Below are 19227 nucleotides of genomic sequence, written 5' to 3'. Positions count from 1 at the left end.
AGGGACTGTCCTGTCCGCCGGCCGCCGGTGGCGCCCGTCGTCGGTGCGCGTGCCTGGAGTTACGTCACGGGCATGAATTCGGGCAGGGTGAGGGCCGAGTGGGCCGGTCGCCCCTCCGTGGAGGGCATGGTGCTGAGATTGCGCAGCATGTCGTTGCGCTGTTCCAGGGCCCGGGCGGTGGTGGGGAACAGTGTGGCGCCGCCCTCGCCGACCTGTTCCTGGTTCACGGCCACAAACTCACGGGTGTTGTGTTCGTAGGTGGCGAAGCCCGCGGCGTGGTCCCGGTCGGCCAGGGAACCGGCGAGCATGTACGCGCCGACGAGCGCGAGGCTGGAGCCCTGTCCGGTAAGGAACGAGGGCGCGTACGCGGCGTCGCCCACCAGCGCGACCCTGCCGCTGGACCAGCGGGGCATGCGGATCTGGCTGACCCCGTCGAAGAACAGGTCATCCGCGTCGCGCATGGCGGCAAGCATGCCCGGGACCTCCCATCCCGCGTCGGCGAAGATCTTGGCGACCAGGTCCCGTTGGGCTTCCGGGTTCCGGAAGGCGTCGAACGGCGGTTCCGGGTGGGCGAAGTTCAGGAAGGCGTGCACTTCGTCGTTGTCCTCTACGGCGTAGAGAGCCGCGGCTCTGCCCGGGGTGTTCCACATCGTGATCTCGTGGGAGAGCCCGAAGGTGTTGCGCATGGTGAACACGGCGAAGCAGTACCCGAGATACCGGTGGAACTGCTCTTCGGGGCCGAACAGGATCTCCCGGGTACGTGAGTGCATGCCGTCCGCACCGAACACCATGTCGAACGTACGCCTGCTGCCCCCGCGGAAGGTGACGTCGACCCCGTGGCCGGACTGGTCGAGGGTGTCGATGGAGTCGTGGAACAAGAACTCCACGTCGTCACGGACCGCCGCGTAAAGAGCGTCGGTCAGATCCCCGCGCCGCACCTCCAGGTCCCGTCCCGCGGCACTGCCGACGACGGTGTGCGGGTTGACCGAGGCCACCTTGCCGCCGTCCCCGTCGAGGAAGGTGATCCGATGCGAGTCGATGTGTGCGTCCTGCAGTCGCGGCAGGATCCCCATCCTCCGGACGACCTCTAGTGCGGTGCCGCGCACATCGATGGGATAACCACCGCTGCGTGGTGCGCCCGCCTTCTCGACCACCGTGACCGCGAATCCGTAGCGGTTCAGCCAGAACGCGAGGGCGGGCCCCGCGATGCTGGCCCCGGATATCAGGACCTTGCGCCTGGGCGTGGAACGGATATCCCTCAACTGATCGGTGCGGGTCATTTCTTGGCTCCTTTACTCATGGAACGGACGACAAGCAGGGACAGCACTGCGACGACGCCGGCGATGAGGAAGCCGGTGGCGAAGGCCGATTCGGCAGGGTCATCCGACCCGGAAGGGGTCCCCGCGGTAAGGAGCACGCCACCGAGCATTCCGCCCACGGCGGAGCCCAGCACGCGCGTCACCAGGATCAGGCTGGTGGCGATGCCGGTGTCACTTTCATCGACGGAAGAGACGATGCTGGTCACCATGGCCGTAACGCACAGGCCGTTGGCAAGCGCGATGAGCGCCTTGCCGACGACGATGTGCCAGACCTCGGTGTGTGCGACTGACAGGGCGAGCATGGCGGTGGCCATGATGACGACCGCGGCAGTGGCCACGGCACGCGAGCCGAAACGCCGCTCCCCGAGCCCACCCGCCGGCCCGGCCAGCGTCCCGGCCACGGCGCCGGGCAGGAGGATGAAGCCGATCTCGGTGGCGCTGGCCCCGAAACCGTACCCGTCGCCGGACACGTCGAGCAGCTGCGGAACGAGAAAGACCCCCGTCGCGGTGCCGAGGCAGATCACGAACGTCAGCACACACGACTTCCAGATCACAGGCCGCGCCAGCATGCTCAGATCGATCAGCGGCGCGGCCGCACGACGTTCAACGGCTATCCATCCGGCCACGAAGGCGGCCAGAAGCACGAGGAGGGCGACGAGCACGAGAGGCTGCGAGCCGGCGTCGGGCGCCACCGCGAGCGAGAGCATGAGCGTGACCAGTATCCCGCTCAAGAGAAGCATGCCCGGCCAGTCGATCCCGGCATCGTCCGACCGGCCCGGCTGATCAGCCGGCATCAGCCTGTTCACCAGCAGGGTGAACCCAATGACGGCGAACGTCGGCACCGCGAACATCCAGTGTCGGGAGAGCGCTTCCGCCACGGGCCCGGCCGCCAGCAGTCCCACCATCGATCCCCCCACGAACATCCCGCTGACCAGCCCGATGGCCACCTTCGACTCTCCCGCGGGGAGGTGCTTGCGCACCACGATGAACGACAGCGGCAGCGCGCCTATCATCGCCCCCTGCAGTACCTGGCCGAGCAGCAGCACGGGAAGGTTCGGCGCCATCGCGGACACCAGGCCGCCGACCGAGACCACCGCCATCAGCCTGATCAGGACTCGTTTTCCGCCGTAGCGGTCGCCGAGCTTGCCTGCGAGCGGAGTAACGAGCGCGCCGGTGATAGCGAGCACGATGTTGAGCAGCGCCCCTGTGGATGGACTGATATCCAGCTCGCGTTGCAGGAGCGGGAGCGTCGGCGCCACCACCGACTCCAAGGCACCGGTGGAGATTGCCAGCAAGCCGAGAGCCCAGACAGCGGCTTTCCCCATGCGGACCGGGGGAGCCAGGGTTGTGGTCATGGACGTCCTTTCCGTCATTGCCGGGCGAGTGAGGGGTCCGGCCGTACGCGTTGCGCTGCCGCCTTGCCCGGCCCGGCTCGGACAGCGGCCATTCACGCGGGGCGCGGTGTGCTTGGTGCTTTGTGGACAGGTCCGAGGTCGTCCGGCGGGGCGAACCCGCGAAAGCGGTACTCGAGGTGACGCATGCACGGCTCCGCCGGGGCGGAGCGGGTGTACGAGTACGGCACGCGCCACCATGAGCTGGATACTACACTACACCGTGCAGTGTAGAACGGTTAAGATGTGCCCATGCCGACCACGAAGACACTGCGCGAGGGGTCCGCGCGGAAGCGGGCCGCCATCCTCTCGGCGGCCCGGGAACTGTTCCTCGCCGACGGCTTCGACCGGTCCAGCGTCGACGCGGTCGCCGCTCGGGCCGAGGTGTCCAAGCGGACGGTCTACGACTACTTCGGCGACAAGCGGACGCTGCTGCAAGCAGTCGTCGACGCCGTCGGCCAGTCACTGATCACCACGATCCGGCGCACCCTCGACGACACCCTCACCGACGTCACCGAGGCCGCCGAGCTCGAGGACGCCCTGGTCACGTTCTCGATGCGCATCGCGACCGACATGCTCGGCTCGGCGGAGTACGCAACGCTGCAACGACTGGTCCGGGCGGAATCCGGCCACCTGCCGCACCGGGGCGAAAACCCCCTGGCCGACACCCCCGACGAGGCAATTGCAGAGCGGTTCGCCGCCTTCGCCGCGGCCGGGCTGCTCGACGTCCCGGACCCTCGACTCGCGGCCGACCAGTTCCTCGCGCTGACCTTCGGCGTCGCGCTGGACAGGCTCGGTTCCGCGAATGCCGCGGAGGACACCCGCGTCCGGCCACTCGTGGTCGAGGGAGTGCGGACCTTTCTCCGGGCATACCGAGCCATGTAGGGCTGGGGCAGCACGAAAGGACAGTGCGCCGTCAGCCCACGTTTTCCTCCCTCTTTTCCTCTCCCTTCGCGCGTATGAGTTCATCTCAGTGGCGCTCGCGCCAGGGCTCGGCGGTCTGCCGTTCGTCAGGATTCCGGGATGGCGAATGCTGGTTGCTGGTCACCGGCACCAGGGCGCCCGCCTCCGGGACGCCTGAACGATCGTCAACAAACCGGCCGGGAGCGGGAAGTCGGCATCGCCGTCGCCGAGCGCGTCAGCTTGATTCGCAGAGGGGGAGTGCGAAGTGCCAGCCCCGAGGCCAACCGGACTCCGTCTGTTACTGAGCTGTGTCCGCTTCGTTGAAGATCGAGCCATGTGGGGACGACGCGATCCGACGGTTTGCACTGGCCAAGGCGGCAGTTGTGCCGCTTCCCCGGGATCACTCAACAGGAGCCTCCCGCCTGCCACTTGGTGGGCTTATGGGTGCTTTGGGGTCCGTACGGAACTGCCCTCGACGTAATTCGCTCTGGTGTCACTACGGCTGCATCGATAGCGTTACGTCGCTCATGTCAACCCTCGCCCCACCGGGAGTCGTCAGTGAACCGCCGCCCCACCTTGCTCGCAGCGATCACGCTGACCGCCGCTGCGGCTTTGACGCTGTCCGCCTGTGGCGGCGGCGACAGCGACAGTTCAAAGGACAACGACAAGATCGCGGGTGCTGACACAGGCACCGAGAAGTCGGCGTCGCCGAGTGAGAGCGCGGTGGATTCCGCCGAGCGGCCGAAAATCGAGCTGCCATCTGACGTGACAATGGTCTTCGAGGACACGGACACAGGGGACCCGGTCAAGGACGCCGTTCTTGCGGACAATGCGGAGCGCATGCGCGCTGTGAACGCCGCAATCACAGGTACAGATCCCAAGGGCGAAGCGCTCGGGTACTACAACACAGGCAAAGCTCTCGAGGCCGCACTGTCCTGGGTCGGACAGTTCAAGGACGCCGGAGCCACGATCACGGGCGAGGCGCGGTACTACGACCGCAAGGTGACGCTCCAGAGCGAGACATCGGCGGTACTCACGTTCTGCGCGGACGAGAGCAAGGGCTTCAGCAAGGACAAGAAGACCAACAAGATTGCAAAGACCCCAGTCACCAAGGACAGCTACGTCCAGTACAACACCAAGTTGGACAAGAACGCCGACGGGGTCTGGCAGACATCCCAGATCCTTTCCACGAGGGGGGCGGCCCAGTGCCAGCCGTAGCAAGGATCTCGGTTCGCGCCAGTGTCATGGCAGGCATCATCGTGTTGGCTGTCAGTCCGACTGCTTGGGCCGGGTGGACTCCAGGTGGCAAGGACACGGGCTCCGAGACTCAGGTGGATGGGGGCGAGAAGGACGGAGCGTTGTCCGCGAACGCCGGCGCCGTAGTCTTCGACCGCTCCAAGAACGGCACTGGAGAAGCCGCAGGCCCTGTGACGTCCTCGGCGGCCAACTGGACGCCACCCGCGTGCTATTACGCCCCGAAGTTTACGCCCGACCAGTTCCAGAAGCACGTGGAGCCGACCTGGGAGTCCGAGTCGACGGGCTATCAGTGGGACGCCGAGCAGCGTGACCGTTACGTGAATGGCGAGCCGTACAAGAACTTCAACAAGGACAAGGCTGGCGAGGGCTACTGGTGGGACTCGTACGTCACGGAAGGTCGTGAGGGTGACCCCGGCGCCCTCGACTGCACCAGGCCCTGGTTCTGGGTGGACAACGGTGATCCGCCACCCGCGGACGTCCCCGAGGCGGTCACTCCCGAGGTACTCGCCCAACTCGCCTACAACGAGATCCGCGTGCCGTCGACGAAGGTCGAACTCGCCCCGGAGGGCACCACGAAGGTGAACCTTCCGACGTGGTCGTGGCTGGACACGGCGGAGTTCAAGCCGGTGTCCGTGACGGCGTCCGTCCCGCTGCTGGACATCGAGGCGACGACGACGGCGGAACCGGTCTCGCTGAAGATCGAGCCGGGTACGGATGACGCGACGACGTACCCTGCCTCCGGTGAGTGCGAGATCAACGAGGACGGCTCGATCGGTGAGCCCTACGCGAAGGGCAAGGCCGACGAGACCCCGCCATGCGGCGTGAAGTACCTGAGGTCCTCCGGCGACGGCTCGTACAAGCTCACGGCAACCGTCACGTGGAAGATCCACTGGGTAGGTACCGGCGTTAACGGGGAACAGCCCCTGCCCGATGGAGAGTTCGGGGCGCAGCAGGACGTGATCGTGCAGGAGATCCAGGCCGTCAACCGCTGATAGCCGCTCTCGGATCCCAGAATCCGCGGTGGCCCGCCCTCGAGTTCTATACGGAGGGCGAGGGTGCGGTGGCCGCCGAGGAGTGGGTCAAGGCGTTCGCGGACGTCGGCTGGACGATCACCGGAACCGTGCGCTACTTCGACCGGCAGGTCACGGTGAGGTCCAAGGACTCCGCTTCGCTCACTTACTGCGCGGACGAGAGCAAGGGCTTCAGTAAGGTCATCAAGACCAATGAGGTCAAGGGGACGAAGGTCACCAAGAACAGCTACGTCGCCTATGGCGCTCGGGTCGAGAAGAACGCGGACGGCGTCTGGGAGCTCATGGAGATCAACTCGACTCGAGGGGCCGCCAAGTGCCAGCCATGAGATTCATGGGTGACCGTCGGTGATTGGAAGGTTTGGGGCACTGGGGGCGGCGTCTGGGTGTCCCAAAGCTTCCAATCGTTCAGGTGGTGCACGGGGACTGGTGTGCCTTCAGGGTTCGTATCAGCTCAGCTAGGCGTGGGCGGGTTGTTATGAGGATGACCTCGGGTTCGTCGCTTTCGCGGATGTGGATGGCCCCAGTTGAGGTGGCGGCGACGTAGACGCAGTTCGAGCCGTCGCCGCTGTATGTGGACTTCTGCCAGTCGGTGGTGTGCACAGTTGGTCCCCTCTCACGTGTCCCGGATGAGGCGGTGGATGAAGTCGCGTGACTTGGCGGGTGTGAGGGCGCACGACTCCATGCGGTCCAGCACGGAACGGTACTTACTCAACTGCGCTTCCGCGTCGAGGAATTCACAGGCGCCGTGGTGGTTGTCCAGCTGGATGGTGTCGAGTTGCGGGACCGGGCCCTCGACGTAGTCGAAGGACTGGCCCGTGGTCGGGAAGTGGTCCGCTCCGAAGGGGACAACCCTGACGGTGACGTTGGGCAGCTCGCTCATGCCGATCAGGTGCTTGAGCTGTCCGAGAGTGACGGCAGGGCCGCCGAAGCCCATGCGGAGTGCCGTCTCGTGGATGATCGCCGCGTACGGGGGCGGGTCCTTCCGGTGCAGGACGCCCTGCCGTTTTATGCGCAACGTGAGGCGGTGCTCGATCTCGTACTGGCGCATGGGCGGGGCCACCTGTTGGAAGAGGGTTCGGGCGTGGTCCGTTGTCTGCAGCAGGGCCGGGATGTGGACGATGAGTGCCGCTCGTAGCCCGGTGGCGTGGTGCTCGAGTTCGGCGAGGTCGATCAGCGCGGCGGGCAGGTGTTCGCGGTACTCCTCCCACCACCCGCGAGTCCGCCGCCCGGTCATTGCGGCAAGGGCATCAATGAGCCGGTCGTCCGAGCAGTCGTACACGTTGGCCATGGAACGGACCCGGTCCGCGCTAATGGGCGTGCGGCCGGTCTCGATCATGCTGACGCGCGCTTGGTTGACGCCGAGCAACTCGGCCGCGCCGGTGGCTGTGAGCCCGGCCCGTTCACGGAGTTTGCGCAGCTCGGCGCCGAATCTCCGTTGGCGCAGTGTCGGATTGCTGGTGGGCGGCAAAGCGTTTCCTTTCTCGCCGCGACGCGGCGTCCCTGCTCCCTCACACGAGTGAAGCCTGGATGCTTCCCGCGCAAAAGGTTAGATCCATCTAACCATCTGCCCTACGGTAGTCACGTACCGCCCAACTGCCACCGCCTATAAGCCGGAAGCGCACCACACCGTGGCAATGCCACCGCCCGGCACTGCAGTTGTGTCAGACCAAATCCTCTTCCTCCCTCCCGGAGCCATCCATGGTCACCGTAGCCCCGCGCGACACCTGGTCGTACGCCCTTCGCTTGCCCCATGACCCCCGAGCCGCACGCGTCGCACGTATGACCGTGCGGGCCGCTCTGAATGGGCACGGCCTCCCCGAACTCCTCGATGTCGCCGAGCTGTTGACCTCCGAGTTGGCCGCCAACGCCTACCGGCACACCAAGGGGCCCGCTTCCCTGCGGTTGACCGCGCTGGGGGACGGGCGGTTGCGGGTCGGCGTGTGGGACAGCAGCCCGCACATTCCCGCGCCCTTCGACAGGCCTCCCGGCGATTGCGTCCCACCATCTGTCCCGACGGACGCGGAAGGCGGGCGTGGGCTGCTCCTGGTGCAGGAGTATGCGCGTTCGTGGGGCGGCTGGCCCCTCGGTGACGACCTGCTCGGGCCCGGCGCCGGAAAGCTGCTCTGGTTCGAGGTGGGGGAGGGGTGATGAGCCGTGCCCGAACGCGGTCGTCTGATCACTGTCGCGCAGATAGCCGTAATGAAATTAGGCTAAGGGGAGTCCGGCTATGCGACAGTCGGCCAGGAGGTCCAGCCCATGCCCACCCCGACCACCACCCCCATCCCCAAACCCACCCCCGTCTTCGACCGAACCCACGAATGGGACGAGCTCGCCCGCTTCTGCACCGACCCAGCCGCAGGCCTGCGTATCGGTGTCGTACGAGGGCGGCGTCGGCACGGGAAGTCGTTCCTGCTGGAGCACCTCTGCCGGGCCGTCGACGGTGTCTACACCCTCGCGTTGCAGCAGAGCCGGGCCATGGCGCTGGACCGGTTCGCGGACAGTCTTTCTCAAGGGCTCGGGTTCCGCGTCGGGCGCTTTGATTCGTGGGTGGAGGCCCTGGACACCGCGGCCGACGTTCTTACGAGCCGTCGCGGCCAGGCGGTGCCCCCGCTGCTCGTTCTCGACGAGTTTCCGTACCTCGTCTCGCACTCGCCGGAACTGCCGTCCGCCCTTCAGGCCCTTTACGACCAGCGCGGGCCGTCGTCCGGGAAGCCGGCCCTGCGGATCATCCTCTGCGGCTCGGCGATCTCCACCATGTCGACCCTTCTTGCTGGGGACCAGGCGCTGCGCGGGCGGGCCGTGATCGACATGCGGATCGGTCCGTTCGGCTTCCGCGACGCGGCGGAGTACTGGCGGGTCGGTGATCCGGAGACGGCGTTTCTCGTCGATGCCGTGCTCGGGGGAGCCGCTGGATATCGCGATGTCATCGGTGATCCGCCTGGGCCCGGGGACGAGGAGTTCTACGCGTGGCTGGCGCGCAGCGTGTTCAACCCGTCCCACATTCTCTTCACCGAGCCTGAGTATCTGCTGGCTGAGGATCCGCGTATAAGCGATCGAGCCACCTACCACGCCATCTGGGAGGCCGTGTCGTCCGGCGCCGCCACGCCCACCCAGATCGGGGGACTGGTCGGTATGGACGCCAAGTCACTGACCTACCACCTCAACATCATGAAGGCTGCCGCCTTCATTCGGTACGAGCAGGATCTGCTGCTCCAGCGCAAGCCCCTGATCACCGTGGCCGACCCCATCGTCCGCTTCCATGACCTGATCGTGCGGCCCAACCTCGTCGACTTCGAGATGCGTGAGGGCAGGGCTGCCTGGGAGCGGTCGCGGGAGACGTTCTCGTCGAAGGTGCTCGGGCCCCACTTCGAGGACCTGACCCGGCAGTGGACTCTTCGGTACGGGCGTGAGCGCGGCCTCGACGACATCGGTCAGGTCGGCACCACGACCGTCGCGTGCCGTGAGCACCGGGGACATGAGGTCGACGTGGTCGCGCTCAGCCGGGCGTCCCGTCCGCGGGACAAGCGGGCCCGTATCAATCTGCTCGGTGAGGCCAAGGCTACGAACAAGCCCCGAACCGCCGCTGATCTGCGCCGACTTGAGCACATTCGGGATCTGCTGTGTGCGCAGGGCTGGGATGCCGGTGACTGCGTCCTGGCCGTGTACGTGCGCAGTGAACCCGCCGCCGATCTGGTCGAGGCGGCGAGAGCGGGACACGTACTTCTTGTGGAGATGCGGGATCTCTACGGCGGTGCGTGAGTCTTCCCGTGCAGGCTCAGCCGCCTTCCCGCGCAGGCCCCCGGCAGCCCCTGTGCCCCAACTCCCGTGCCCTATAGGGTGCGAGTGCAAACAGAGTGGTCACTGATGGGTACGGGGAAGGGTTGGCGTGAGTCAGCGGCAGTTGCAGAAGATGTTCCGGCTCATGGGGAGCGGGGAGCCTGTTGAGCTCACCAGTGCCATGGCGTCCGTGAAGAAGCTGGCTCGGCTTGCCTTCATTGCGGAGCAGTTCGGGTATCAGTACGCCGATGTTCGGCAGGGTGGCCAGGGCAATTCGCTGAAGATGCTCATCGTGCCCGATCCCAGTCCGCAGGCTCAGACTCGGGCCGCGCAGAGCTGGGCCCAGTATCCGCAAGCCGGGGACGGGAAGTCTCTGCCGCCCTTCGTGCCTGATGCGCTGGAGCTGCTGAAGGCTCGGATCAACTTCGATCTCACCGGCAAGAGTGCCGAGAAGCGGATGGGGTTCGGGGCCATCGGGGTCACCGTCGGTATGGCCATCGGGGTCGCACGGTCCAGTGGGGACGGGGTGACGTACGTCATTGGGACGTGGGTGCTCCTTTTGGCGATCCTGGGTATCGGGTTCGTCGTCACGCGGAAGCGGAACGCCAAGTTCGCGGCACGGTTGCAGGCCGCCGGGTTCACGCCCGTTGCGGATGAGACGGGGAGGGTGCGGTATCTGCCTCCGGGGGCGCAGCTTCCGGGGCACGCGAACCCGTTCGCCGGCCAGCAGCACATACAGGCGGGGCAGGGCAATCCATTCGCCGGCCAGCAGCAGGGGCAGCCTACGCAGGCGTACGGCCAGCAGGGCCAGCAGGGCCAGCCGTACGGCCAGCCGCAGCAGCCCTACGCACCCCAGCAGCCATATGTGGCCCCGCAGGCCCACGCACCCCATCAGCCCTACGCACCCCAGCAGCCACACGCGGCCCCGCAGGCCCACACTCCCGCCCCCGGACCGTACGGCGGTCAGCAAGCCCCCGCCCCCGGACCGTACGGCAGCCAGCCGGGCCAAGCAGGCCAGCCAGCCCCCGGCCCCTACGCCCAGCCCCAGCCGTACGCCCAACCCGACAACCCCTACGGCCAGCCCCAACCCCCTCAGCACTGAACAGACGAGCATTGAACCGACGCCCCGCCCCACAGGCGGGGCGTTTTCGCTTGTTGAACGCGGTCACCCCCGAGCCACGTACTCTCTTTCAGTAACGCACTCAGCACCGTACGAACCCCACCCGGCGCACCCCGAAGCCACGCCGTCTCCCCTCTCGACCTCACCGCCGCCCCCGCCCTCTCGTGAGAGCAACGTTCCCGGGCGGTCACTCACAGGCACAGACCGGAAACGCGCCATCCCTACCTTCGGGACTCATCAACCCAAGTACGGACCCCACGTACGACACCTGAGCCCGGAGAACCGTGGAGGCGTCATGACAGCCCCTAGTACAGCCCCCGCATCGAGCAAGGGAGGCCGCTGGATCGAGCACTGGGATCCGGAGAACGAGACCTTCTGGAAAGAGACCGGCGAGAAGGTCGCCCGGCGGAACCTTTGGTTCTCCGTGCTCTCGGAGCACATCGGGTTCTCGATCTGGACCCTCTGGTCGGTGATGGTGCTCTTCATGGGCCCCGAGTACGGGCTCACACCCGCCGACAAGTTCTTCCTCGTCGCCATGGCGACCCTGGTCGGCGCGATCGTGCGGGTGCCCTACACCTTCGCCGTCGCCCGCTTCGGCGGCCGCAACTGGACGATCATCTCGGCGAGTGCGCTGCTCGTCCCGACCATCGCCGCGTACCTCGTGATGGAGCCGGGCACCTCGTACTCCACGTTCATGATCTGCGCGGTGCTCGCGGGTGTCGGCGGTGGCAACTTCGCCTCCTCCATGACCAACATCAACAGCTTCTTCCCGCTGCGGAAGAAGGGCTGGGCGCTCGGTCTCAACGCGGGCGGCGGCAACATCGGCGTACCGGTGGTGCAGCTGGTCGGGCTCGCGGTCATCGGGGCGAGCGGCGGGCCGCGACTGCTGCTGGGCCTCTACATCCCGTTCATCATCATCTCCGCCGTCTGCGCCGCCGTCTTCATGAACAACATCTCGTCGGTGAAGAACGACACCGGCGCGGCCGTCGAGGCGGTGAAGGACGGACACACCTGGATCATGTCCTTCCTCTACATCGGCACCTTCGGCTCCTTCATCGGCTACAGCTTCGCCTTCGGCCTCGTGCTGCAGACGCAGTTCGGCCGTACGCCGCTGCAGGCGGCCTCTATCACCTTCATCGGCCCGCTGCTGGGCTCGCTGATCCGGCCCCTGGGCGGCTGGCTCGCCGACCGTTTCGGCGGCGCGAAGATCACCCTCTGGAACTTCGCGGCCATGATGGCGGCCACCGGCGCGATCGTCGCGGCCTCCATGGAGGAGTCGCTGCCGCTGTTCAGCGTGGCGTTCATCGCCCTGTTCGTCCTGACCGGGCTCGGCAACGGCTCGACGTACAAGATGATCCCCGGCATCTTCCAGACCAAGGCTGTCGCCATGGGGCTGGATGGTGAGGCGGCCGCCGCGTACGGGCGCCGCCTGTCCGGTGCCTCCATGGGTCTCATCGGGGCCGTGGGCGCGCTCGGTGGGCTCGGCATCAACCTCGCCTTCCGCCAGTCCTTCCTCTCCGCGGGCACCGGAACCGGCGCCTTCGTCGCCTTCCTCGCCTTCTATGCGGTCTGCTTCGTGGTCACCTGGGCCGTATACCTTCGCCGCCCGGCGGGCGCCCAGAGCGAGGCCACCGCAGCCACCGAGGCAAAGCCGCAGCTCAGCTACGCGAAGGTGTGACGTAACACCGCCGACATCTAGCGGAACCGAGCCTGTCACGAGCCGTTGACAGGCTCGGTCGACCGCTGATGTACGGCGGGCACGACCGGTGCGTACAGACCGGTGCGGGATGAATCAACATCGGGACGAGAGCTGATGCACGACGAACTGCAGCGACCAGACCGACACGAACACGGACCCCTCGCGGGATTCACCGTCGGCGTGACGGCGGCCCGCCGCGCCGACGAACTCGGTGCACTGCTCCAGCGGCGCGGTGCCGCCGTTCTGCATGCTCCGGCCCTGCGTATCGTGCCCCTCTCCGACGACAGCGAACTGCTCGCGGCGACCAAGGAGCTCATCGACCAGGCGCCGGACGTCGTGGTCGCCACCACGGCGATCGGGTTCCGGGGGTGGGTCGAGGCCGCCGACGGCTGGGGGCTCGGCGAGGCCCTGCTCGACCGGCTGCGCGGGGTCGAACTGCTCGCCCGCGGCCCCAAGGTCAAAGGCGCGATCCGGGCCCAGGGGCTGACGGAGGAGTGGTCCCCGTCCTCCGAGTCCATGGCCGAGGTGCTCGACCGGCTGCTGGACGAGGGGGTCGACGGGCGCCGGATCGCGATCCAGCTGCACGGCGAGCCGCTGCCCGGCTTCGTCGAGGCGCTGCGGGACTCGGGCGCGGAGGTCGTCGGCGTACCCGTCTACCGGTGGATGCCGCCGGAGGACATCGCCCCCGTCGACCGGCTGCTCGACGCCACGGTCTGCCGCGGCCTGGACGCGCTGACCTTCACCAGCGCGCCGGCCGCCGCCTCGCTGCTGGGCCGCGCCGAGGCCCGTGGGCTGCTGCCCGAGCTGCTCGCCGCCCTCAACCACGACGTGCTGGCGGCCTGCGTCGGCCCCGTCACCGCGCTGCCGTTGCAGGCCCAGGGCATCGACACGGTCCAGCCGGAGCGCTTCCGGCTCGGCCCCCTCGTACAGGTGCTGTGTCAGGAACTGCCTTCGCGGGCGCGCACGCTGCCGATCTCGGGCCATCGTGTGGAGATCCGCGGGCACGCGGTACTGGTGGACGGCGCGCTGCGGCCCGTACCGCCGGCCGGGATGTCCCTGCTGCGCGCGCTGTCCCGGCGGCCCGGCTGGGTCGTGTCCCGCGCCGACCTGCTGCGGGCGCTGCCCGGTGCGGGACGGGACGAACACGCCGTCGAGACGGCGATGGCCCGGCTGCGTACGGCACTGGGGGCGCCGAAGCTGATCCAGACCGTGGTCAAGCGGGGTTACCGGCTCGCCCTCGACCCGGCGGCGGACTCGAAGTACGCGGACGTGTGACGCTTCCTCGGCTGCGTGTCAGCCGCCCTGGGGGTTCCGGCTGCGCTCGCAGGCAGGCACTGTAGGGGTACGACCCTCACCGACCCCCTATGGCGGTAACCCGAGGCGGTGACAGGAACATGGCACTGGGTACAGCCGCGGCCACGGCCTCGTACGAGCTGCGGTTCGACTCCGGGCGGATCTGTCTGGATCTGCTGGCGACCACGCATCCCGAGGAACGGCTTGACGCGGTCGAGCCGTTGCGGGCCTGGATCAGCGGATCGGGGCTTGTTCCGGCGGGCACGTCGCTGGTGGCGGCCGACACGTCCTGGTTGGTGGGCTTTCGCGAACTACGCGGGCATATCGGGCAGTTGGTGCGCGGGGAGCCCTCGCGGGACTCCCGGCCCTTCGGCATCGCGCTGGCAGGCGTCAATGAACTGGCCCGTGTCGCGCCGCCGGCTCCGCGCGCGGCCTGGGACGACGGGGGTTCTCTCGTACGGGCCCTCGACGGCGCCCCTTCGTGCGCTGCGCTCCTTGCCGCCGTGGCCCGCGATGCCGTGGAGCTGATCACCGATCCCGTTGCCCGGGCGAGCATCCGGCAGTGTGAGGGGGACAACTGCCCCATCGTGTACCTCGACACGTCTCGGGGGCGGCGGCGCCGGTGGTGTTCCAGTGAGACGTGTGGGAACCGGGAGAGGGTTGCCCGGCATCGGCGGCGGGCGGCGCTTGCCCGGGCGTGAGGGTTTCTTCCCCAGCCCCGCCCCTTCCCGAAACTGGGGGCTGTGCCCCCAGGCCCCCGAAAGGGGGTGACAGGTCGTGTCTGGCCGCGAGTTCGTTGTGGCTTGTCGCGCAGTTCCCCGCGCCCCTTTGGGGCGCTCCTGTGGCGCCCCTGTCTTGTAAGTCCCCTTTGTTCTCTTCGATTTCTAGTGACATTGGCAACAACGTGTTTCCTCCTGTCATCGTCGGGGCAGCGACGCGATCTTGCCAACGTGGCGGAAATGTAAAGCCCGAGTGACGGGAATGTGCTGCCATGTCCGGCTGGTCCTGGGCGGTCGAAGAAACTTGGGTCACACCTTGAACAGCCCAACCCCCGTGTGCGTACCCGGTGTAGAGCGACCGACTCGGGGGAACCCCCGGACACCGGAGGTAGGCGTGCGCAAGGATTCCGCCGTGGCCGATGAACGACCGCCGAGGGCCCGACATCGCATGTCCCAGCCCTCGGAGCCCGACGAGGAGCTGATGCGTGCGCTGTACAGGGAACACGCGGGGCCCCTGCTCGCCTATGTGCTGCGGCTGGTCGCGGGGGACCGGCAGCGCGCGGAGGACGTTGTGCAGGAGACGCTCATCCGCGCCTGGAAGAACGCCGGTCAGCTCAACCGAGCTACCGGTTCGGTACGCCCCTGGCTGGTGACGGTTGCCCGGCGCATCGTCATCGACGGCCACCGCAGCCGGCAGGCCCGGCCTCAGGAGGTGGACCCGTCGCCGCTGGAGGTCATCCCCGCGGAGGACGAGATCGACAAGGCGTTGTGGCTGATGACACTGTCGGACGCGCTGGACGACCTGACCCCTGCTCACCGGGAGGTCCTGGTCGAGACGTACTTCAAGGGACGTACCGTCAACGAGGCGGCGCAGACGCTGGGCATACCCAGCGGCACCGTGCGCTCCCGGGTGTTCTATGCCTTGCGTTCGATGAAGCTGGCGCTGGAAGAGCGTGGGGTGACGGCATGAGTACATACGGGGGATACGGAACGGGTACTCCTGGACCTATGCAAACTCCGCAGGGTCAGGGTGATGTGCACGAAACCGTGGGTGCGTACGCCCTCGGCATCCTCGACGACGCCGAGGCGACCGCCTTCGAGGCGCACCTCGCCACCTGCGACTGGTGCGCGCAGCAACTGGACGAGCTCGCCGGCATGGAGCCGATGCTCGCCGCCCTCGCGGATCTGCCGGATTCCCAGGGAACCCCGGCCATCGGCGAATCGCTGTCCGCCAAGCCGAGCCCACGCCTGGTCAACCGGCTGGTCGACGAGGTCGCGGAGCGCCGTGCCCAGAAGCGACGGCGCGGCATGTACATGGTCGCGGCGGCAGCGGCGCTGATCATCGGCGGCCCGGTCACCGCGATCGGGGTCACCGGCGACGGCGACAACAACAACGTGACGGCGGCACCGCACTCCACGAGCCCCGCCGAGGACGCCTTCTTCAACGACATGAAGGACAAGGTCTCCGCCACCGACCCGACCACCAAGGTCAGCGCCACGGTCGGCATGCAGTCCAAGGGCTGGGGCACCCACGCGGTGCTGGAGCTCAAGAACCTCAAGGGACCGGAGAAGTGCTCCCTGGTCGCCGTCGGCAAGAACGGCGAGCGCGAGACGGTGAGCTCCTGGTCCGTCCCCAAGTGGGGTTACGGCATCGAGAGCAGCACCAACGAGAAGGCGAAGAACCCGCTGTACGTCCACGGCGGAGCAGCCATGACACCGAACGAGATCGACCACTTCGAGGTCGTCACGTTCGAGGGCACGCGTCTGGTGCAGGTGGACGCGTGACGGAACTGAGCGAGCCGCGAGCGCATACGTAGATTCCGGGGCCCCCTTCGCGTACGGTTGACGGCTGCCATGCACGTCAGAAGGGGGCCCGGTGGCCGCTCAGGTTCAGCAGGAAGCCGCGCTCGGTTCCGTCGACACATCTGCCCACGACTCCGTTCGGGAACGGGAGATCGGGGTCGAACAGGAACACCTTGACCGGGTGTACCGACGCCTCGAGGAGAAGATCCACGAGGCGGAGTTCCTGATGAACGACGCGGCCAAGCGCGGTCAGGTCGGCACGCCGGGCGCGCTGGCCGAGCGTGACGCTCAGGTGTTCCGGGCGGGGATCCACCTCAACCGCCTGAACAACGAGTTCGAGGACTTCCTCTTCGGACGGATCGATCTGTTGGCCGGCAAGGACGGCAAGAAGGGTCCGGACGGCGCCTACACGGCGGTCGAGCCCGCCGAGGGGGCCATACGGTCCGACAACACGGCCGACATCGCGGAAACGCTGCACATCGGGCGGATCGGCGTCCTCGACGCGGACTACTCCCCGCTGGTCATCGACTGGCGGGCGCCTGCCGCCGCGCCCTTCTACCGCTCGACACCGGTCGATCCGGGACGGGTCGTCCGACGCCGGGTCATCCGCTCCAAGGGCCGTCGCGTACTGGGCGTCGAGGACGACCTGATGCGACCCGAGCTGGCCGCCTTCCTCGACGGGCACGAGCTGCCCGTCGTGGGCGACGGCGCGCTGATGGCCGCGCTCGGCCAGGCCCGCAGCCACACCATGCGGGACATCGTCGCCTCCATCCAGGCCGAGCAGGACCAGGTCATCCGGGCGCCCGCCGCTTCGGTGACGTACGTGGAGGGCGGCCCCGGCACCGGCAAGACCGCCGTGGCCCTGCACCGGGCCGCGTACCTCCTCTACCAGGACCGCCGCCGGTACGCGGGCGGCATCCTGATCGTCTCGCCCACGCCGCTGCTGGTGGCGTACACCGAGGGCGTCCTGCCGTCCCTCGGCGAGGAGGGGCAGGTCGCCATCCGTGCGGTCGGCTCCCTCGTCGACGGGGCCGAGGCCACGCTGTACGACTCACCGGCGGTGGCCCGCGCCAAGGGCTCGTACCGGATGCTGAAGGTGCTGCGGAAGGCGGCGCGGGGGGCGCTGGAGACGGCGGGTGAGGCGGGCCCCGCTGCTGAGTCCGGCGGGCGCGGCGACGCGTCCTCGCGCTCCGCACGGGACGGAAACGGCACGGCTTCGCGGGCACGCGGCCAGGGGCGCGTGAACCAGCGCGCGCCCGGCACGGGTGGCGCCCCCGGACGCTCACGGAACGCCGACGCGGAACAGCTTGCCTTCGGCGACGACTTCGGCGATGGCGACTTCGGTGACGACGGAGCGCAGGCCCCCGCCCTCCCGACCACCCGCCTCCGCGTCGTCGCCTTCGGGCGCCGCCTCGAACTGGAGGCCGACGAGCTCGACCGCATCCGGCGTGCCGCCCTGTCCGGCACCGCGCCCGTCAACCTGCTGCGTCCGCGCGCCCGCAAACTGCTGCTCGACGCCCTGTGGGAGCAGTCCGGCGCCGGATCCCGGCACAGCGACCCGGAGCTGGCCGCCGAGCTGCGGTCGTCGTTCGACGAGGACATCAGCTCCGAGGACAGCTTCATCGCGTTTCTGGACGCCTGGTGGCCCGAGCTGACACCGCGCGCCGTACTGGCCGCGATGGCCGACGAGAAGCGGCTCGGACGCTGGGCCCGGCGGATCCTCAACCCCGGCGAGGTGCGCCGCGTCGCCCGCTCGCTCGGGCGCGACGGGCTCTCCGTGCACGACGTGGCGATGCTCGACGAACTCCAGGCGATCCTCGGCACACCGACCCGCCCCCGCAAGAAGCGCGAGGTGGACCCGCTCGACCAGCTCACCGGCCTGGAGGAGCTGATGCCGGCCCGCGAGGAGTCACAGCGCGAGCGCGCCGAACGGCTGGCCCAGGAACGTACCGAGTACGCACACGTCATCGTCGACGAGGCCCAGGACCTGACCCCCATGCAGTGGCGCATGATCGGCCGCCGAGGCCGGCACGCCACCTGGACGGTCGTGGGCGACCCCGCCCAGTCCTCGTGGTCGGACCCGGACGAGGCCGCCGAGGCCCGGGACGAGGCCCTCGGCACCCGCCCACGCCGCCGCTTCACGCTCACGGTGAACTACCGCAACCCGGCCGAGATCGCCGAACTGGCCGCGCGCGTGCTGGCGCTGGCCATGCCCGGCTCGTCGTCCCCGTCCGCCGTGCGGTCGACGGGCGTGGAGCCACGTTTTGTGGCAACGCACAACGGACGCAGCACGGTCGTACGGGACGGGCTCGCGCGGACCGTCCGGGAGGAGGCCGCGCGGCTGCTCGACCGGGTCGACGGCACGGTCGGCGTCGTCGTCGCCATGAACCGGCGCGCGGAAGCCGCCCGGTGGCTGGCCGGGCTCGGCGATCGCGTCGTGGCCCTCGGGAGCCTGGAGGCCAAGGGACTGGAGTACGACGCGACCGTCGTCGTCTCGCCCGCAGAGATCGCCGACGAGTCGCCGGCCGGACTGCGCGTGCTGTACGTCGCCCTGACCCGGGCCACTCAGCAGCTCACCGTCGTCTCACAGGACCGCGACGAGCCCGACGCGAACGGAGTGCCCGACCTACTGCGCGACTGACGGGTCTGACCCCCGGCATTTCCCGTGGCCCGGAAATGAACTCTCGGGACGGGAATTGCCTTGAGGGGATCCTTTGTTACGGTGGATGAGGCACCGACCCGATCCAAGCCCCCGGGCCCAACCTTCGTCGCTTCGAGCGACCACTTGCCGCGAGGCGAGCATGGCGGGTCGGTGCCATTGAATGTGTGAGAGGTCAAGGGGCCTGTGTCACCTGGTGACACAGGCCCCTTTTCCTGTCCCAAGTACGCCGGAATTTCCCTGGCACCCCGTGCCA

17 protein-coding genes are annotated in these 19227 nt (G+C 68.2%); 13 read left to right on the top strand and 4 right to left on the bottom strand.

Features of this window, described 5'->3' with window-relative positions; all coding sequences use genetic code 11:
- Window positions 1-59 precede the first annotated feature (59 nt).
- Together ACGFNK_RS04955 and ACGFNK_RS04950 are read right to left on the bottom strand one after the other, a co-directional pair.
- On the bottom strand, window positions 60-1280 hold the full coding sequence (locus ACGFNK_RS04955; protein ID WP_393411991.1) for an FAD-dependent monooxygenase: 1221 nt from the start codon (window positions 1278-1280) through the stop codon (window positions 60-62).
- The gene (locus ACGFNK_RS04950) at window positions 1277-2674 is read right to left on the bottom strand and encodes an MFS transporter (RefSeq protein WP_393411989.1); all 1398 of its coding nucleotides are present in this window, start codon (window positions 2672-2674) and stop codon (window positions 1277-1279) included. The genes ACGFNK_RS04955 and ACGFNK_RS04950 overlap by 4 nt, the downstream gene beginning before the upstream one ends.
- Before the next feature lie 288 nt (window positions 2675-2962).
- Here ACGFNK_RS04950 and ACGFNK_RS04945 point away from each other — a divergent pair, with 288 nt between their 5' ends.
- The 4 genes from ACGFNK_RS04945 to ACGFNK_RS04930 all read left to right on the top strand — a co-directional run bounded on the left by ACGFNK_RS04945 (window position 2963) and on the right by ACGFNK_RS04930 (window position 6227).
- On the top strand, window positions 2963-3595 hold the full coding sequence (locus ACGFNK_RS04945) for a TetR/AcrR family transcriptional regulator (protein ID WP_393411987.1): 633 nt from the start codon (window positions 2963-2965) through the stop codon (window positions 3593-3595).
- 594 nt (window positions 3596-4189) lie between these two features.
- The gene (locus ACGFNK_RS04940) at window positions 4190-4831 is read left to right on the top strand and encodes a hypothetical protein (protein WP_393411985.1); all 642 of its coding nucleotides are present in this window, start codon (window positions 4190-4192) and stop codon (window positions 4829-4831) included.
- A gap of 26 nt (window positions 4832-4857) precedes the next feature.
- The gene (locus ACGFNK_RS04935; protein ID WP_393411983.1) at window positions 4858-5862 is read left to right on the top strand and encodes a hypothetical protein; all 1005 of its coding nucleotides are present in this window, start codon (window positions 4858-4860) and stop codon (window positions 5860-5862) included.
- A gap of 68 nt (window positions 5863-5930) precedes the next feature.
- Window positions 5931-6227 (top strand): hypothetical protein, encoded by a 297-nt coding sequence (locus tag ACGFNK_RS04930; protein ID WP_393411982.1) that lies wholly within the window; start codon window positions 5931-5933, stop codon window positions 6225-6227.
- A 79-nt stretch (window positions 6228-6306) separates the two neighbouring features.
- Here the strand turns inward: ACGFNK_RS04930 and ACGFNK_RS04925 are convergent, their stop codons facing one another.
- Window positions 6307-6501: a DUF397 domain-containing protein gene (locus ACGFNK_RS04925; protein WP_393411980.1), complete on the bottom strand. Its 195-nt coding sequence runs from the start codon at window positions 6499-6501 to the stop codon at window positions 6307-6309.
- Window positions 6502-6514: 13 nt separating this feature from the next.
- A complete protein-coding gene (locus ACGFNK_RS04920) occupies window positions 6515-7369 on the bottom strand; it encodes a helix-turn-helix domain-containing protein (protein ID WP_393411978.1) in 855 nt (284 codons plus the stop codon).
- Between the two features lie 230 nt (window positions 7370-7599).
- Between ACGFNK_RS04920 and ACGFNK_RS04915 the strand changes: the two genes are divergently transcribed.
- The 9 genes from ACGFNK_RS04915 to ACGFNK_RS04875 all read left to right on the top strand — a co-directional run bounded on the left by ACGFNK_RS04915 (window position 7600) and on the right by ACGFNK_RS04875 (window position 18953).
- On the top strand, window positions 7600-8049 hold the full coding sequence (locus ACGFNK_RS04915) for an ATP-binding protein (protein ID WP_393411976.1): 450 nt from the start codon (window positions 7600-7602) through the stop codon (window positions 8047-8049).
- Window positions 8050-8157: 108 nt separating this feature from the next.
- A complete protein-coding gene (locus ACGFNK_RS04910) occupies window positions 8158-9660 on the top strand; it encodes an ATP-binding protein (RefSeq protein WP_393411974.1) in 1503 nt (500 codons plus the stop codon).
- Between the two features lie 127 nt (window positions 9661-9787).
- On the top strand, window positions 9788-10780 hold the full coding sequence (locus tag ACGFNK_RS04905; protein WP_393411972.1) for a hypothetical protein: 993 nt from the start codon (window positions 9788-9790) through the stop codon (window positions 10778-10780).
- 313 nt (window positions 10781-11093) lie between these two features.
- The gene (locus ACGFNK_RS04900; protein ID WP_393411970.1) at window positions 11094-12476 is read left to right on the top strand and encodes a nitrate/nitrite transporter; all 1383 of its coding nucleotides are present in this window, start codon (window positions 11094-11096) and stop codon (window positions 12474-12476) included.
- Between the two features lie 135 nt (window positions 12477-12611).
- The gene (locus ACGFNK_RS04895) at window positions 12612-13772 is read left to right on the top strand and encodes a uroporphyrinogen-III synthase (protein WP_393411968.1); all 1161 of its coding nucleotides are present in this window, start codon (window positions 12612-12614) and stop codon (window positions 13770-13772) included.
- A 119-nt stretch (window positions 13773-13891) separates the two neighbouring features.
- Window positions 13892-14491 carry a CGNR zinc finger domain-containing protein gene (locus tag ACGFNK_RS04890; protein WP_393411966.1) on the top strand — a complete coding sequence of 200 codons (600 nt, stop codon included), beginning with the start codon at window positions 13892-13894 and terminating at the stop codon, window positions 14489-14491.
- 466 nt (window positions 14492-14957) lie between these two features.
- Complete coding sequence (locus ACGFNK_RS04885; protein ID WP_037675339.1) at window positions 14958-15479, top strand: sigma-70 family RNA polymerase sigma factor; 522 nt, start codon at window positions 14958-14960, stop codon at window positions 15477-15479.
- Between the two features lie 38 nt (window positions 15480-15517).
- Entirely contained in the window at window positions 15518-16294 is a 777-nt protein-coding gene (locus ACGFNK_RS04880) for a zf-HC2 domain-containing protein (protein WP_393411964.1), read from the top strand.
- Window positions 16295-16385: 91 nt separating this feature from the next.
- A complete protein-coding gene (locus tag ACGFNK_RS04875) occupies window positions 16386-18953 on the top strand; it encodes a HelD family protein (protein ID WP_393411962.1) in 2568 nt (855 codons plus the stop codon).
- Window positions 18954-19227: the final 274 nt, after the last annotated feature.

The organism is Streptomyces sp. NPDC048825 (assembly GCF_043198355.1).
Taxonomy (GTDB): domain Bacteria; phylum Actinomycetota; class Actinomycetes; order Streptomycetales; family Streptomycetaceae; genus Streptomyces; species Streptomyces xiangluensis.
The sequence above is the reverse complement of the archived record's forward strand: the minus strand, read 5'-3'. Positions and strand labels throughout refer to the sequence as shown.

What these genes read in the sequence shown, in the direction of transcription:
- ACGFNK_RS04955 (WP_393411991.1), bottom strand. Translation starts at nt 1,280, where the DNA reads ATGACCCGCACCGATCAGTTGAGGGATATCCGTTCCACGCCCAGGCGC.
- ACGFNK_RS04950 (WP_393411989.1), bottom strand. Translation starts at nt 2,674, where the DNA reads ATGACCACAACCCTGGCTCCCCCGGTCCGCATGGGGAAAGCCGCTGTC.
- ACGFNK_RS04945 (WP_393411987.1), top strand. Translation starts at nt 2,963, where the DNA reads ATGCCGACCACGAAGACACTGCGCGAGGGGTCCGCGCGGAAGCGGGCC.
- ACGFNK_RS04935 (WP_393411983.1), top strand. Translation starts at nt 4,858, where the DNA reads ATGGCAGGCATCATCGTGTTGGCTGTCAGTCCGACTGCTTGGGCCGGG.
- ACGFNK_RS04915 (WP_393411976.1), top strand. Translation starts at nt 7,600, where the DNA reads ATGGTCACCGTAGCCCCGCGCGACACCTGGTCGTACGCCCTTCGCTTG.
- ACGFNK_RS04910 (WP_393411974.1), top strand. Translation starts at nt 8,158, where the DNA reads ATGCCCACCCCGACCACCACCCCCATCCCCAAACCCACCCCCGTCTTC.
- ACGFNK_RS04900 (WP_393411970.1), top strand. Translation starts at nt 11,094, where the DNA reads ATGACAGCCCCTAGTACAGCCCCCGCATCGAGCAAGGGAGGCCGCTGG.
- ACGFNK_RS04895 (WP_393411968.1), top strand. Translation starts at nt 12,612, where the DNA reads ATGCACGACGAACTGCAGCGACCAGACCGACACGAACACGGACCCCTC.
- ACGFNK_RS04890 (WP_393411966.1), top strand. Translation starts at nt 13,892, where the DNA reads ATGGCACTGGGTACAGCCGCGGCCACGGCCTCGTACGAGCTGCGGTTC.
- ACGFNK_RS04885 (WP_037675339.1), top strand. Translation starts at nt 14,958, where the DNA reads ATGTCCCAGCCCTCGGAGCCCGACGAGGAGCTGATGCGTGCGCTGTAC.
- ACGFNK_RS04880 (WP_393411964.1), top strand. Translation starts at nt 15,518, where the DNA reads ATGCAAACTCCGCAGGGTCAGGGTGATGTGCACGAAACCGTGGGTGCG.